Here is a 14,497-nt window from a genome sequence, read left to right as displayed (position 1 = left end):
CAACGATTTTGTTCGGTTGCAGAATGCATGCTACCCTGAATTTGCAACGTTGCAAATCACTATGAACCGGTCGGTCCGGCTCGCAGGGCGTCGATGTTTGATGCCCGGGGGTCGACGGGTTCCGAAGAAACGATGCAGGGTTGCCGGCATACGGGTGTGCCGGTCCCATCGAGAGGAGCAAGAGGGATTGTGAGTGTCTTCAAGGAAGAAAGACACGGGGGAGGTGGAACCCACATGCCCCTGTTTGCGCGGCGTTGGCTCAGGCTGTTGCTGAGCCTGGCGGCCATATGTGGCATGGTGGTCTCGACCGCAGGCTGTGGCGGCGGCGATCAATCCGCCAAGGAAATCTACTTCTGGAATGGTTTGACCGGCGATGACGGCCCGGCCATGCAGAAAATCATCAAGGCTTTCAATGCACAGAGCCCCGAGTACAAGGTGGTCTTCCAACCCATGAACGGCGGGGATCTGACCACCAAGATCTACAGCGTCATGCAGACCGGGAAGAACATCCCCGATCTGGTCATCAACGACTCGTTCTCCACTTCGGTACTGCAGAGCCAGGGGCTGCTCAACCCCTCGTCGGTGTGGACCAGGTACCACCCGGAGCTCAAGGAGTCGAGCTTCCTGCCGCAGGCCTGGCAGAACACCGTGGTCAAGGGCAAGTCCTACGGCATCCCCCTGTACATGTTCCAGATGGCCATCTATTACAACAAGGATCTGATCCACAAGTACGGCCTGGACTATATCCTGGACGACCGGCTGGTCACCACCGATGAGATCGCCTCCATGAAGGGCAAGCTGCCCAAGGACGTCTACGGGCTCTGCCTGGGCAACCTGCCCTGGGCCATGATGTCCCTGCTATACAGCACCGGCACCAACATCGAGGATGGTGTCAAGGACATGACCGGTCCAGGCTGGCGCAAGCCTCTCAAGGCACTGCGCGACCTCAACGACCAGGGCATGCTCTCGCCCATCGACAGCGACGGCGAGCAGGTCTTCGCCTCCGGGCATGCGGTCTTCGGCATGCTGGGCACCTGGGCGCAGGGCAACATGTCCTCCACCCTGGGCAAGGACAAGGTTGGCGAGATCAACACCCTCCAGTACGGCACCGAGCACCCCTCCAACTTCCTGTACCAGCAGAATTGGCTCCAGCTCAAGGACAAGAACCGGCCCGAGGCCAAGGTCAAAGCGGCCGCCGACTTTGTGGACTTCGTCTACAAGCACTGGATGATGTGGTCGGACGTGGGATCCATATCGCCGGCCTACCGTGACCTGAACAACCCGGAATACCAGAAGCTCATCCAGGCCTCCTTCACCAACGACAAGCGTGAGAGGCAGTGGATCAAGACATCCAACTACATCTATGGCGGCTATGCCACAGCCGGGTGGGGATCCTTCATGGACATCGTCTATCGGAACATCTCCCTGGAGGAAGGTCTGAAGACGCTTGATCTGATGACCCAGGGCCAGATCCAGATTCAGGAGCAATCATGAGCGCACACGGCACAACCGCAGTCATGGATGGACATGGCAAGCGTCGTCCACTGGGACAGAAGTCCTTCTGGCATGCCTTCCCCTACATCGCCCCGCACATGGTGGTCTTCGCCATCTTCGGAGTCATCCCGATCTTCTTCGGCATCTACCTGGCCTTCACCAGGTGGAACCTGGTCGGTTCCCCGACCTGGGTCGGCCTGGACAACTTCAAGCTGATCTTCGACAAGTCCACCTACTTCTACTCCATCTTCTGGAGGGACATGTGGCACACGATCATCTTCGTGCTGATCAGCGTGCCCCTGACCATCATCGTCCCCCTGCTGCTGGCCTGGGCCCTGCAGACCAAGCACCTGAAAGGAGTGGGGCTCTTCCAGGCCATCTTCTACGTGCCCGGGCTGATCTCCGTGGCCGCAGGAGCCCTGGTCTGGCGGCTGGTCTTCAACTCCCAGTTCGGCCTGCTCAACACCACTTTCCGGTGGGACATCAACTGGCTGGGCAAGCAGCCCTGGGCCTGGATCGCCATCTTCGTCCTCAGCCTCTGGGGAGGCATCGGCGGCAACCTGATCATCTACCGTTCGGCCCTGTCCGGGGTAAGCCAGGATCTGTATGAGGCCGCCTCGGTGGACGGTGCCGGACCCATCCGGCAGTTCTTCAGCATCACCCTGCCAGCCATCAAGCTGCCGCTCTTCTATACGACCATCATGACCACGGGCGGCGCCTTCAACGTCTGGGGTCAGCCACAAATGCTGACCGGCGGCGGTCCTGCCTACACTTCGCAGGTGCTGCTGATGGACATCAGGAACCTGGCCTTCCCGCAGGGGCCTTCGGCTGCCGGCATGGCCTCCGCAATGGCCCTGCTGCTGGGGATCATCCTCATGCTGATCTCCCTGGTCCAGATATTCTTCATGAACAAGGAGGACTGACAATGAGTTCGGCAACCCTTGATATGCCATCCCTGGGCAAGGGGCTCAAGGCTCCTGGCCCCAGCGCAACGGTTCCCGGCGGCGAGAACGTGCCCGAAAACCACCACAAGGTGCTCAAGCCTTCGTTGGTGGCCATCTATGCGGTGCTGATCGTCCTGGCTGTGGTCTGGATCATTCCCGTGGTCTACACCATAACGACGTCATTCAAGTCACCCCAGGAGTTCCTGAAGAACGCCTACAACTTCCTGCCCGCGCACTGGGTCACCGTCAACTACCTGACCCTCCTGCAGGCCTCGGCCTCCTACCCGGTCTTCAACTGGCTGGGCAACTCGCTGATCATCTCGCTGTCGCACGGCATCCTGGCGGTCTGCGTAGTGGCTCTGGCAGGGTATGGCTACTCCCGCATCAACTTCAAGGGCAGGGACACGCTCTTCTTCGTCCTCCTGCTCATCTCGATGTTCCCGGGTGTGGTCAACATGATTCCCTCCTACCGCATCGTGGCCACCTTCGGCTGGATCAACTCCTACTGGTCCTGCATCATCCCCGGCTTGGGGAACGTGGCCAACATTTTCCTGGTGCGCAACTTCATGAAGGGGATTCCCAAGGAGATCGACGAGGCCGCCGAGATTGACGGCGCCGGCGACTTCCGCATCTTCCGCAGCATCATGCTGCCCTCCATCCGCCCAATCCTGATCGTGATCTTCCTGTTCGCCTTCACCGGCGCCTGGAACGACTTCCTCTGGCCCACTCTGGTCTTCAACGACATCAAGAAGACCCCGGTCACGGCCGGCCTGCAGCTGCTGGGCAACCAGATGATGCAGTACAACCAGATGGGCACGCTTTGCGCGGCCACCTGCCTGGCCATCATCCCCACCCTGCTGCTCTTCGTGTTCGCCCAGCGCTACTTCCTGCAGTCGCTGAACATCACCTCGGGCCTCAAGGGCTGAATCAGGAAAGGCGGCAACAATGGCAAAGGAAAACCGTAGCGACCATCCGGCGGGCAAGGACGTAACGAGCAGAAGGACAGAGAGGATCATCCTCCTGGTGGCGGCAGCCATCAACGTGATCATGGCTTCGGTCACCATGTTCATCTACTCGCCCTGGTTCAAGGACGAGGGCTATGCCATCCTCGGCCGGGCCGGACGTCTGGCCGACGACATGGCCACAGTCAACGGCGCGGCCACCGTGGCCCAGTCCTACGGTTTTCTGTTGCTCATTCTTGGGGCGGTCTCCTTCATTGTGGCTCTGCGGGCCATGCGGCCCTCGACGATTGTTCGGGGGGTGCAGTATTGGATGATCTTCTGCATGGTCTTTTCCTTGGCCACGGCGGATTGGCTTTCGCTGATTGCCTACGGCCTGGCCTTTGTCACCTATGTGGCCAGGAACAAGACCATCCGCCGGATCTCGTCGAGTCGAAGGTGACCAGCTCCTGGGGCCTGCGGCGCCCCTGATCGCTGCGCTTCCAATCCCTTCTACATTGTTCGAAGCCATCGGGCGATGTAGAGGGGATTTTTGGTTTTGAGGCGGTCTTCTTCTGCGTGCCATGTTGACATGACCCATGACCGGCTTCTATACTGAGTCGAAACGATTCGATATTTCGGGTGCATCGACGTAGATGGTCAGTGCCCTGCAATCCGCCCGAAGTCGAAACCTTTCGATAAGTCGAATCGCAGTAACTGGATGCAAGGATGCAAGGAAGTTAGGAGCCATCATGAAGATCAAGAGAGGGATCGGGGCGGCCTTGGCCTTGGCCATGTCGATCCTGCCGCTGGCGGCCTGCGGATCGGGGGGCGATGCTCCCCAGGAAGCCCACCCGTCCAGCATCAAAATCTGGTACTACGAGGAGCCCAGCAGCGGGCAGGCCCGGGGCTGGCTGAAGGCTGCCGATATCTTTACCCGACAGACCGGCATCAAGGTGGATTTCGAGGTCAAGTCTTTCACTCAGATTGCCCAGAATGGCAGCCAGTTCCTCAACTCGGACGACGCCCCGGACGTCATGGAGTCCAATCGCGGCAACGGCTCTGCCGGGGTCCTGTCCACCCTGCAGCTGCTGACCGACCTGAAGCCCTATGTGCAGAAGTACGGCTGGGACAAGAAGGTGCGCGGCCAGGCGGCGGCGGTGGGCAAGTACGACAAGCGCGGCGTCATGGACGGGGATACCTGGTATGGGGTTTCCTCCTATGCGGAGATGCAGCGGGTCTACTACAACAAGGACCTCTTTGACAAGTACAAGATCCCCATCCCGCAAACCTTTGACCAATTCGTGGCAACCCTCAAGGCCTTCAAGAGCCACGGGGTCACGCCCATAGCGGCCGATGCCCAGGAATACGGGGTGCTTTGGCTCTGGTGGCAGCTGGCCATGACCAAGGCCGATGCCAAATTCGTCGACGACTGGCAGCTCTACAAGCATCCGGTCAACTGGCGAAGCAAGCCGCTGACCTTCGCAACCAACACCATCCGTGACTGGATTGACAAGGGATACATCTCCAAGAACGCCACCGGCATGAAGGCCGAGGACACGACCACGGCATTCATCAAGGGGACCTATCCCATCTACCAGACCGGCACCTGGAACCAGACCCGCTTCATGGAACAGGTGAAGACCTTCGACTGGACTGCCTCTATCTTCCCAGGGGCCAAGATGGTCGAGGGCTGCGCGGGCAACCTGTTGGTCATCCCGCAGAAGTCCCGGCGCAAGGATGCCGCGGCCCGCTATATCGACGTGGTCCTGTCCAAGGAGGTCCAGAACTACATCGGCAACAAGGGCGGCGTGCCAGTGGCGGCCGACACGGATGCCATCACCAACCCCAAGAGCCGTGATCTGGTCAACGAATACACCAAAGCCTCGGACGCCAGCCGGATGAGCTACTATCCCGACTACCCTGCGCCCAACCTGACCGACGCCATGCCGGCCGCCTTCCAAGAGCTGGTCAACGGCACCAAGAGCCCCGACCAGGTTCTGGACACCCTGCATAAGAACTACGACGACGGCGTCGCCCAGCTCGATCTGGATGACGACTGAGCTGCGTCAATCCGCCAAGGAGAGTACAAGCATGTCTGACACACATAGCAGGAAGAAGGCGCAGTCCCGCATCCCGGGCAGTGCGCCCTCTCGGTTCGTCCCTTATCTGATTCCCGGTCTGATAGGCATCGTGGCCATCGTCATCGTGCCCATCTTCTGGAACATCTACCTGAGCTTCACCCGCTGGAGGGGGGTGGGGCCGACCAAATGGGTGGGTCTGCGCAACTGGCGACGGCTCATGGGCGACTCAACCTTCTGGGTCTCCTTCGGGCACACCCTCTGGATCATCGTGGCCATCGTCATCATTCCCACGGTTCTGGGCCTGCTGATCTCATCGGCCCTGACCGACGTGATCCAGAAGAAGTTCGGCCCCCACACCTCCTCGACCCTGCGGGCCCTCTACTACCTGCCCCAGGTTCTGCCCGTGGCCGTGGCCACCATCATCATGGGCTGGATCTTCCGGCCTGAAGACGGTGCGGTCAACGACCTGCTGGCCAAGATCGGCCTGGGTGGCCTGGCCCACAACTGGCTGGGTTCGACCACCACGGCCCTGCCCATCCTCATGGTCATCCTGATCTGGATCCAGCTGGGCTATCCCATCGTCATCTTCATGTCCGGACTGCAGCGGGTGGACCCCGAGCTCTACGAGGCGGCCAGCCTGGACGGGGCCAACTGGTGGCAGAAGTTCCGCGTCATCACCCTGCCCTCCATCATTCCCGAGCTGCTGGTGGTCATCCTCACCTCCACCATCGGCGCCCTGAAGACCTTCGCCCCGGTCTATCTGCTGACCAAGGGCGGGCCCGGCACCTCAACCATGGTTCCCTCCTACTACTCCTACAACCAGTTCTTCCAGGTGCAGCAGGTGGGCTACGGCGCCGCCATCTCGACATCCCTGACCGTGGTCATCGTCATCTTCTCCATCGTCTTCACCATCGTGCAGAAGCGCGTGCAAAAGAGCATCGCCTGAGGAAGGCTAGGAAGCACATCATGAATAATCAAGCCACACTGCAAGCCGACGCCCGGGTGTCCTCCCGGCACGCCCATAGAATCCGCACCTGGGGGAACTGGGTCGGTCTGATCCTGCTGATCGTCGGAGCCGTAATCATGCTCTTCCCCCTGCTGATCCTGGTCCTGAACGCATTCAAGACCACGGCGGACTACAACGCCACGGGCCCCTTGTCCGTTCCCGCCCACTTCAGCATGGACGGCATCATCTCCTTCTGGAACAAGAGCAATTTCCCGCTCAAGCTGGGCAACTCCCTGCTGATTTCCCTGGTGGTTGCCGTGGTCGGGGTCCTGCTGTCGGTCCTCAACTCATTCGCCCTGGGCATCGGCAGGGTCAAGGGCAACACGCTGATCCTCCTGTTCATCATGCTGGCCAACATGGTTCCCCAGGAAGCCCTGCTTTACCCGCTCTATGTCATGTTCAAGTGGATGGGCTTCTATAACTCCCAGTGGTCCATCATCATCATCTTCACCATCATCCAGAGCGCCTACGGTACCTACCTGCTCTCCTCGGTCTACGGGACCTTCCCACAGGCCATCCTGGAGGCTGCCACCGTCGACGGGGCCTCGCGCTGGCAGATTCTGCGCAAGATCGTACTGCCGGTGTCCTGGTCGACCATCAGCGTCCTCTTCGTCTTCTTCTTCATCTGGACCTGGAACGAGTACATGATCCCCATGGCCTTCCTGATGAGCGAGAAGACGCAGACCATCCCGCTGGCCCTGGCGACCATGCAGGGGCAGCACACCATGGCTGCCACCGACCTGGCCTCCGCTTCGCTGCTCAGCATCATCCCCACCATCATCTTCTTCATCTTCTTCCAGAGGAAGCTCTCGCAGGGGATAGTGGCGGGCGCTGTCAAGTAATCGCCGCCGCATAAGTACACTGAACATGGTCGCCCGCTACGAGAAGGCGGAGGAGGGGAGCGGGCGGCCCGGATATGAAAGGCAATCACAACCATGGGTATGACCATGCCGAACATCACCAACGGTCTTGAGGCGCTGACCCGCCCATCCGCAGACCGCACCCGCTGCGTCAACGCCGAGAACCCTCGTGGAGGCAAGGGCAGTGCAGCCATGACGGCCAGCAATCTCGGTCCATCCAGAAAGGGGACCCCCTGCCTCAGGAACATTCCTCCCGGGCAGGACATGGTCCTGGCCGACCTGTCCGGCGCGGGCGAGATCCGTCATATCTGGATGACCGTGACCGATGCCACCTCGCCCACCGGGCCCAACGTCCTGCGCAACCTGATCCTGGAATGCTACTGGGATGGCGAACAGACACCCTCAGTCTGTGTGCCCCTGGGTGACTTCTTCTGCTGTGGCCACGCCCAGGCCTGCCGGGTGGAATCCGTGCCTGTGGCCGTCTACCCGCGCCGGGGCTTCAACTGCTACTGGCCCATGCCCTTCCATGACGGGGCACGGATCGTCCTGCGCAACCGGCACAACGAGCCCATTGAGGCCTTCTTCTACCAGATCGACTACGTGGAGAAGGACGAGTTGCCCGAAGAGGTCATGACCTTCCATGCCCAGTGGCGCCGTCAGCGGGTCACTGAACTGGGTCATGACTACGTGATCCTGGACGGGGTGCATGGCCGGGGCTCCTACGTGGGCACCTATCTGGCTCTGACAGCCCTGGAGAGCCGCTGGTGGGGCGAGGGCGAGGTCAAGGTCTATCTGGACGGGGACAAGGACTATCCCACCTGGTGCTCCACGGGCAGCGAGGACTACTTCGGTGGTGCCTGGAGCTTTGCCGGGCAGGACCCCGATGGCCGCATGCACGAGGTCACCTACAGCGGGGCCTATATGGGATTTCCCTTCCATTCCAGGCAGTTGGACAACCGCGAATCCCAGTACTGGGATGCCGATACTCCGGTGACCAGGGGGTTCTACCGTTGGCACATCCCCGACCCCATTATTTTCAGCAGCGACATCAAGGTGACCCTGCAACAGATCGGTGTGGACGAGCAGGGCTACTTCGAGCGTCAGGACGACCTGGCCAGCGTGGCCTACTGGTACCAGCAGGAGCCCCACCAGCCCTTCCCGCAGGATGTGCTGGAGACAGGGGAGCGGGATCGTCGGCCCCGTTGAGTCTATCGGCTGATGGAGGAGCGGTCGATCAGCCTGGGACGCTCCAGCTGGACCCGACCGGCCAGGGAAACCCCCTCCTCCACAGCCTGGGTCAGCAGATCCGCGGCCTTGGCGCACAGTGAGCGTGGTGTAAGGGGCATCTCGGATATGCCTTGAAGCTCAAGGGTGGGGCTGACCTTGCCTGCGGCGCAGGACAGAACGGCCACGTCATCGGGAATGCTCACGCCGTCCGAGCGCATGCGGACCACCACGGTGTCCAGCAGGGAGGGACGAATCTGGCCGATCAGGCCATCAATGCGGCCGTGGTGGATAAGATCCAGCACCTGCTGGGTGTAGGCCAGATCGCTGCCGGTAGGCCCCGGTTGAAGCTGCAGATCCATGCCCAGGCGGTGGGCCCAGGTCTTGAGACTGCGCAGCAGGATAAGACGGAAGCCGGACCCGCGCCGGTATTCGCCTTCCAGATCCTCCAGAAAGAGCAGGCGTTTGCGTCCCGCTCGGGCCATGGCTTCCACCGCCATGCGGCCCATCAGTTCGAAGTCCAAATCCACACAGGCGCATGCTGTATGCCGTCGAGGCACTCCCAGGGCCACGCAGGGACGTCCGTATGAGGCGGCCTGGGCGGCACGGATGTCATCGTCCACCAGATCCATCAGGACCACCCCGTCGGCCAGATTGCTACGGGTGACCCGCCGAATATCTTCGACACCGTTCTCGGCGGTCAGCAGCAGGGAGTCGTAGCCACGGGCATGCTCGCAACTGGCCATCTCGATGAAGTAATCCGCATAGGAGGCCCGGTTCTGCCCGGGGCGCAGGGGGGCGCTCAGGGCGACGATCTGATTGCGCTTGGCCCGCAGCATCCGGGCGCCGGCATCCGGGGCGTAGTCCAGTTCGTCGGCGGCCTGCATGATCCGCTGGTAGGTTTCCGGAGAGACGGGACGCTTGCCGGAGAAGGCATAGGAGACTGTGCTGACCGAGACCCCGGCCCTTCTGGCGACGTCGCGTATGTCGGACATGGGTTCAGCGGCTCAGGTCCCAGGTGCTGCCGGCGGGTGTGTCCGCCACAGCCACGCCGGCAGCCGTCAGCTGGTCCCGGATGGCATCGGCACGGGCAAAGTCATGATTTTTCCGTGCTTGATTGCGTTCCTGCAACTGCTGGCGCACCAAGGCATCCAGGGTGTTCATGGCCCGATCGTCATGGTCGGCTGAGGCTCCTGCCCAGTGGGGATCGAGGGGATCAAGTCCGAAGACATCCAGCATGGCCCTGACCTGGAGCAGGGCATTGGCCAGCCACTTCCGATCCAGAGCACCAGGGTCCGCATCCATGGCCGCGTTGGCTTGACGAATCAGTGCATAGAGGGCGGCCAGACCGCCGGAGACGTTGATGTCGTCATTCATGGCCTGCACGAAGTCCTCTGGCAGATTGTCCGCGCCCAGTCCAGCCACGCGGTCACGCTCGGGCTGCGCTCCCAGGATCCGACCGGCCCGGTCCACGAAGTTGCTGATACGCTCGTAGGCGCCCTGGGCCTCCTGCAGGGACTGGTCGGACCATTCCAGCATGGACCGGTACTGCACCGAGACCAGGGCGTAGCGCACCACCCAGGCCGGATGTTGCGACAGCACCTGGTCCACGGACAACCCGTTGCCCAGGGACTTGCTCATCTTCTCGCCCTTCTGGGTCACCCAGGCCGTGTGCATCCATCTGTGGGCGAACCCCCAGCCGGCCGCGTGCGACTGGGCCATCTCGTTCTCGTGGTGGGGGAATCGCAGGTCCAGGCCTCCTCCGTGGATGTCGAACTCCGCACCCAGATAGCGGTGGCTCATGGCCGAGCATTCCAGATGCCAGCCTGGCCGACCTGTGCCGAAGGGGGTTTGCCAGCGAGCCGTGGGCGGATCGGTGGGCTTAGGCGCCTTCCAAAGTGCGAAGTCGCGGGGGTCACGCTTGCCGGGCTCCTCATCGGCGTCGGTATTCTGCCCATCGGTGTCGATGCTGGGTCCCAGCCGGTCGTTGGCGGCGGCCTGCTCGTCGGCCGGCTGCGTGCCGGTCTGCTGGTGGGTCAGGGCACCATACTCAGGCCAGGAGGCCACGTCGAAGTAGACGTTACCTGACGGGCGGCCCTGCTCGTCGGGCACCACATAGGCGTGGCCACGATCGATGATGCGCTGGATCAGGTCAATCATCTCGGGGATATGCCCGGTGGCCCTGGGTTCGTAAGTTGGCGGCAGAACCCCCATGGTCTCGTAGGCATGGGTGAATTCGCGCTCGTAGATGTAGGCCCGCTCCCACCAGCGCTGGCCGTTGGCCGCGGCCTTGGTCAGGATCTTGTCGTCGATGTCAGTCACGTTCCGGATCAGGGTCACCTGGTATCCCAGCCTGAGCAGCCAGCGTCGGATCACGTCGAAGGCCAGTGTGGTCCTGATATGGCCAATGTGGGGTGAGCTCTGCACCGTGGCCCCGCACACGTAGATGCCGACCTTGCCCGGTTCGATGGGTCTGAAGGGGGTCACCTGGTGATCAGCCGTGTCATACAGACGCAGACCAGCTGCGGCCAGGCCGACTGAAGCCTTGGAATCATGCGGTTGCGAACTCGTATCCATATCACTGAGCCTATCAAGGCTTGCTGACCGTCCCAGGGGAAATGCCGAGCCTGCGGACCTGGTCCGCAGGCATGTGTGCAAGAATGGAATCATGGCGAAACCTAGGGTGCTGGTGCTTCAGCATGTGGATTGGGAGAAGCCGGGCCGCATTCTCGACAACCTCCAGGAGTGCGGGCTGGACACCGAGATCACCAATATCGTGGACGAGAAAAAGCCCAAGCTGCCGCGCTCGCGTGAGTTGGCTGGGCTGGTCATCATGGGCGGGCCCATGTCGGCTGACGACTACGTCCAGCACCCCGGACTCAAGGCGGAGACCAAGCTGGCCAAGGCGGCGATGGCTGCCAACAAGCCCATTCTGGGTATTTGCCTGGGTCATCAGATCCTGGCGCGGGCCCTGGGAGGCACCCTGATGAGGGACCAGGAGCCCGAATACGGCATGGGGCCCATCCGCTGGGTGGGGCAGGACGACGACGTGGCCATGTGGAGCAAGAACACGGATGTGCTGCACTGGCATGCCGACCAGGTCACCCTGCCGCCGGGGGCCAAGCTCCTGGCACGCTCCCAGGCGACCAAGGTCCAGGCTTTTCGGCTTGGGTCGGCCCTGGGCCTGCAATTCCACCTGGAGGTGACGGCGCCCATCTTCGAGGAGTGGATGCAGGTGCCGAGCATGGTCGGCACGATGAAGAAGTCCAAGATCGCTAAAATGCGCGACGAATTTATCAAAGGGATGCCGCAGATGCAGCCGCTGGCCGATGCCATCTTCTCTGCTTTTGCAGCCCGGTGCTCGACCCAGGCCGCCCAGCTGGCTGCCGCCTGAGGCTACTCCAGCTCCTCCCCGATGGTCAGCCACTCCTCCTCCAGCTGGTCCGACTGCCCGGTAAGCTCCTTGAGCCTGCTGTTGAGCTCGTTGAGACCCTGGTAATCGCCGGGATCGTGCTCTGCCATCTGTCGTTCAAGATCCTTGCGCTGATCGGCCAGCTTGGACAGCTTGCGTTCGATGGCGGAGGCCTGCTTGTTCAGATTCCGTTTGGCAACTCGTTCGGCCTTGGCCTGATCGGGATCCCCGGCCTCCTTGGCTGATGTACGGCCCGGTGCATCAGCAGCCTTCCGGTCGTCCGAATCGACCATATCCAGGTAGTCCTGAACACCGCCGGGCAGATGAACCACCTTGCCGTTGATCAGGGCGAACTGCTGGTCGGTCACCCGCTCCAGCAGGTAGCGATCGTGGGAGACCACGATCAGGGTGCCCGGCCATGAGTCCAGCATGTCCTCCATGACGGCCAGCATGTCGGTATCCAGGTCGTTGCCCGGCTCGTCCATGATCAGCACGTTGGGTTCGTCCAGCAGGATGAGCAGGAGCTGCATGCGGCGCTTCTGTCCGCCGGACAGGTCGCCGATCCTGGTCATCAGCTGGGAGCTTTCAAAGCCCAGGCGCTCCATCAGTTGGCTCGGGGACACCTCCTTGCCCTCCACCAGATAGGTGGGCTTGTAGCGGCTAAGGACCTCTTTGATCCGATAGCGGCCCAGCTTCTCCAGTTCATCCAGACGCTGGGTCAGCACCGCGAAGCGGACCGTCTTGCCCACCTTGACGTGTCCTGCCGTGGGAGCCACGCTGCCGTCAATCAGCCCCAGCAGGGTGGACTTGCCCGCTCCGTTGGCGCCTACGATGCCGAATCGGTCGCCGGGGCCGATCAGCCAGGTCACGTCGTCCAGGACCTTGTGTCCGCTGATGGTGAGGGTGTCGGCTGCCGCAGTGCCCGGGCGGTCCTTGCCGGGATCGGCGGCCACGGTCACCGAGCCCATCAGAGAGCGCTCGGCATGAGGGGAGGGGACCCGGTCGTTCTTGTTTCCATCGGCATCGGAGTCGTCGGCCCCTGGATAGATCTTGGTCACGTCGACCAGGTCCACCACCTGCTTGCCCAGGCGCGAGGTGGCCATCCGCTTGAGTTCCAGGCTGTTGCGCATGGGCGGCACGTCGGCGATCAGCTCCTGCGCGGCCTTGACATGGAACTTCTGCTTGGTCGACCGGGCCCGGGCTCCTCGGGTCAGCCAGGCCAGTTCCTTGCGGGCCAGGTTGCGGCGCTTGGTCTCGGCCAGATCCGCCTGGCGCTCGCGCTCCACCCGCTGGAGCATGTAGGCGCTGTAGCCGCCCTCGAAGGGGTCGATGGTTCCATCATGCACCTCCCACATGGAGGTGCAGACCTCGTCCAGGAACCAGCGGTCGTGGGTGACCAGCAGGAGGGCTCCGGAATTCTTGGCCCAGCGGTTCTTCAGGTGCTCGGCCAGCCAGTGGATGGTGAGCAGGTCCAGGTGATTGGTAGGCTCATCCAGGGCCAGGATGTCCCAGTCCCGGAGCAGCAGCCGTGCCAGGTCCACCCTGCGGCGCTGACCGCCCGACAGGGTGCCCACCTTGGCCTCCAGCTCCATGCCGCCCAGGAGGGACTCGACGATTTCGCGGGATCTGGGGTCGGCAGCCCACTCGTAGTCCTGTCGGTTCTCCAAGGCTGCCTTGCGGACCGTGTCCTCGTCCTTCAGGGGATCGCGCTGGTCCAGCATGCCGAAAGTGAGTCCATTGCGCATGGTCACCCGGCCCTGATCGGGTTCCTGGGTGCCTTTCAGCAGGTGCAACAGAGTGGACTTGCCGTCGCCGTTCCGGCCCACGATGCCGATCCGGTCACCCTCGAAGATGCCCTGAGTCACATCCGTAAAGATGGTTTTGGTGGCGAATGACAGAGCGACGTGTTCCAGACCGAGATCATAGATGGGCATGATTCCCCAATCTACCGCCAGCCTTGGATGGGAGACCTGGGGATCAGCGATCGGTGATCTGGGAGCCCAGCACCTTCTCACTCAGGGCCCGTGGACCCCGGGTGACGGCCACGGCGCCCGACCGGACCAGCTCGATGATGCCGAAGGGCCGCAGCAGCCGCAGCAGGGCCTCCAATTTGCCTTCGGCCCCGGTGGCCTCGATGGTCAGGGACTCGGGGTGGACGTCGACCACGCGCACGCGGAAGAGTTTGACGATCTCCAGCACGTCGGAGCGGTTGCGTTCGTTGGCCTTGACCTTGATCATGACCAACTCGCGCTCTACGGCCTCGTCGCCCTTGAGCTCGACGATCTTGAGCACGTGCAGGAGTTTGTTGAGCTGCTTGATGATCTGTTCCAGGGGGACGGCCTCCACGTCAGCCGTGACCGTGATCCGCGAGATGTCGTCCCGCTCAGTGGACGAAACGGACAGGGAGTTGATGTTGAAGGCGCGCCGGGCGAACAGGCCGGCCACCCTGGCCAGGACGCCGGGGCGGTTCTCGACCAGGACGGAAAGGGTGTGTCGTTCGGAACCGGGCTTGGATGCTGGATAATTGGCCATGTG

Annotated in this window: 13 protein-coding genes; 9 read left to right on the top strand and 4 right to left on the bottom strand. The window is 62.1% G+C overall.

Going from position 1 to position 14,497, the window contains the following annotated elements:
• Positions 1 to 234 precede the first annotated feature (234 nt).
• The 8 genes from H3V04_RS05785 to H3V04_RS05750 all read left to right on the top strand — a co-directional run bounded on the left by H3V04_RS05785 (position 235) and on the right by H3V04_RS05750 (position 8,532).
• The gene (locus H3V04_RS05785; protein WP_082069327.1) at positions 235 to 1,494 is read left to right on the top strand and encodes an ABC transporter substrate-binding protein; all 1,260 of its coding nucleotides are present in this window, start codon (positions 235 to 237) and stop codon (positions 1,492 to 1,494) included.
• The gene (locus H3V04_RS05780; RefSeq protein ID WP_232339241.1) at positions 1,491 to 2,417 is read left to right on the top strand and encodes a carbohydrate ABC transporter permease; all 927 of its coding nucleotides are present in this window, start codon (positions 1,491 to 1,493) and stop codon (positions 2,415 to 2,417) included. The genes H3V04_RS05785 and H3V04_RS05780 overlap by 4 nt, the downstream gene beginning before the upstream one ends.
• Positions 2,418 to 2,419: 2 nt before the next feature.
• Complete coding sequence (locus H3V04_RS05775; RefSeq protein WP_232339242.1) at positions 2,420 to 3,364, top strand: carbohydrate ABC transporter permease; 945 nt, start codon at positions 2,420 to 2,422, stop codon at positions 3,362 to 3,364.
• A gap of 19 nt (positions 3,365 to 3,383) precedes the next feature.
• Entirely contained in the window at positions 3,384 to 3,839 is a 456-nt protein-coding gene (locus H3V04_RS05770) for a hypothetical protein (protein WP_198187538.1), read from the top strand.
• A gap of 289 nt (positions 3,840 to 4,128) precedes the next feature.
• On the top strand, positions 4,129 to 5,439 hold the full coding sequence (locus H3V04_RS05765) for an ABC transporter substrate-binding protein (RefSeq protein ID WP_198187537.1): 1,311 nt from the start codon (positions 4,129 to 4,131) through the stop codon (positions 5,437 to 5,439).
• Between the two features lie 31 nt (positions 5,440 to 5,470).
• Entirely contained in the window at positions 5,471 to 6,406 is a 936-nt protein-coding gene (locus H3V04_RS05760) for a carbohydrate ABC transporter permease (RefSeq protein WP_045935036.1), read from the top strand.
• A gap of 20 nt (positions 6,407 to 6,426) precedes the next feature.
• On the top strand, positions 6,427 to 7,308 hold the full coding sequence (locus H3V04_RS05755) for a carbohydrate ABC transporter permease (protein WP_198176842.1): 882 nt from the start codon (positions 6,427 to 6,429) through the stop codon (positions 7,306 to 7,308).
• A 99-nt stretch (positions 7,309 to 7,407) separates the two neighbouring features.
• Positions 7,408 to 8,532, top strand: coding sequence for a glycoside hydrolase family 172 protein (locus H3V04_RS05750; RefSeq protein WP_232339243.1), 1,125 nt, complete (start codon positions 7,408 to 7,410; stop codon positions 8,530 to 8,532).
• Between the two features lie 2 nt (positions 8,533 to 8,534).
• Here H3V04_RS05750 and H3V04_RS05745 read toward each other — a convergent pair whose 3' ends face one another.
• Both H3V04_RS05745 and cysS read right to left on the bottom strand, forming a co-directional pair.
• Positions 8,535 to 9,545, bottom strand: a complete 1,011-nt coding sequence (locus H3V04_RS05745; RefSeq protein WP_045935039.1) for a LacI family DNA-binding transcriptional regulator — start codon at positions 9,543 to 9,545, stop codon at positions 8,535 to 8,537.
• Between the two features lie 4 nt (positions 9,546 to 9,549).
• On the bottom strand, positions 9,550 to 11,127 hold the full coding sequence (gene cysS / locus H3V04_RS05740) for a cysteine--tRNA ligase (RefSeq protein WP_198187535.1): 1,578 nt from the start codon (positions 11,125 to 11,127) through the stop codon (positions 9,550 to 9,552).
• Between the two features lie 91 nt (positions 11,128 to 11,218).
• On the opposite strand from cysS, the gene H3V04_RS05735 reads away from it, so the two are divergent.
• Positions 11,219 to 11,944, top strand: coding sequence for a type 1 glutamine amidotransferase (locus tag H3V04_RS05735; RefSeq protein ID WP_198187534.1), 726 nt, complete (start codon positions 11,219 to 11,221; stop codon positions 11,942 to 11,944).
• Between the two features lie 2 nt (positions 11,945 to 11,946).
• Here the strand turns inward: H3V04_RS05735 and H3V04_RS05730 are convergent, their stop codons facing one another.
• Both H3V04_RS05730 and ilvN read right to left on the bottom strand, forming a co-directional pair.
• Complete coding sequence (locus H3V04_RS05730) at positions 11,947 to 13,896, bottom strand: ABC-F family ATP-binding cassette domain-containing protein (RefSeq protein ID WP_198187533.1); 1,950 nt, start codon at positions 13,894 to 13,896, stop codon at positions 11,947 to 11,949.
• Between the two features lie 43 nt (positions 13,897 to 13,939).
• Positions 13,940 to 14,494: an acetolactate synthase small subunit gene (gene ilvN, locus H3V04_RS05725; RefSeq protein WP_029677724.1), complete on the bottom strand. Its 555-nt coding sequence runs from the start codon at positions 14,492 to 14,494 to the stop codon at positions 13,940 to 13,942.
• Positions 14,495 to 14,497 lie beyond the last annotated feature (3 nt).

Source organism: Bifidobacterium sp. M0353 (genome assembly GCF_016100645.1).
Lineage (GTDB): Bacteria > Actinomycetota > Actinomycetes > Actinomycetales > Bifidobacteriaceae > Bombiscardovia > Bombiscardovia choladohabitans.
The sequence above is the reverse complement of the archived record's forward strand: the minus strand, read 5'-3'. Positions and strand labels throughout refer to the sequence as shown.

Excerpts from the sequence above, each read along its gene's own strand:
- H3V04_RS05785 (WP_082069327.1), top strand. The coding sequence starts at position 235 with ATGCCCCTGTTTGCGCGGCGTTGGCTCAGGCTGTTGCTGAGCCTGGCG.
- H3V04_RS05780 (WP_232339241.1), top strand. The coding sequence starts at position 1,491 with ATGAGCGCACACGGCACAACCGCAGTCATGGATGGACATGGCAAGCGT.
- H3V04_RS05775 (WP_232339242.1), top strand. The coding sequence starts at position 2,420 with ATGAGTTCGGCAACCCTTGATATGCCATCCCTGGGCAAGGGGCTCAAG.
- H3V04_RS05770 (WP_198187538.1), top strand. The coding sequence starts at position 3,384 with ATGGCAAAGGAAAACCGTAGCGACCATCCGGCGGGCAAGGACGTAACG.
- H3V04_RS05765 (WP_198187537.1), top strand. The coding sequence starts at position 4,129 with ATGAAGATCAAGAGAGGGATCGGGGCGGCCTTGGCCTTGGCCATGTCG.
- H3V04_RS05760 (WP_045935036.1), top strand. The coding sequence starts at position 5,471 with ATGTCTGACACACATAGCAGGAAGAAGGCGCAGTCCCGCATCCCGGGC.
- H3V04_RS05755 (WP_198176842.1), top strand. The coding sequence starts at position 6,427 with ATGAATAATCAAGCCACACTGCAAGCCGACGCCCGGGTGTCCTCCCGG.
- H3V04_RS05750 (WP_232339243.1), top strand. The coding sequence starts at position 7,408 with ATGACCATGCCGAACATCACCAACGGTCTTGAGGCGCTGACCCGCCCA.
- H3V04_RS05745 (WP_045935039.1), bottom strand. The coding sequence starts at position 9,545 with ATGTCCGACATACGCGACGTCGCCAGAAGGGCCGGGGTCTCGGTCAGC.
- cysS (WP_198187535.1), bottom strand. The coding sequence starts at position 11,127 with ATGGATACGAGTTCGCAACCGCATGATTCCAAGGCTTCAGTCGGCCTG.
- H3V04_RS05735 (WP_198187534.1), top strand. The coding sequence starts at position 11,219 with ATGGCGAAACCTAGGGTGCTGGTGCTTCAGCATGTGGATTGGGAGAAG.
- H3V04_RS05730 (WP_198187533.1), bottom strand. The coding sequence starts at position 13,896 with ATGCCCATCTATGATCTCGGTCTGGAACACGTCGCTCTGTCATTCGCC.
- ilvN (WP_029677724.1), bottom strand. The coding sequence starts at position 14,494 with ATGGCCAATTATCCAGCATCCAAGCCCGGTTCCGAACGACACACCCTT.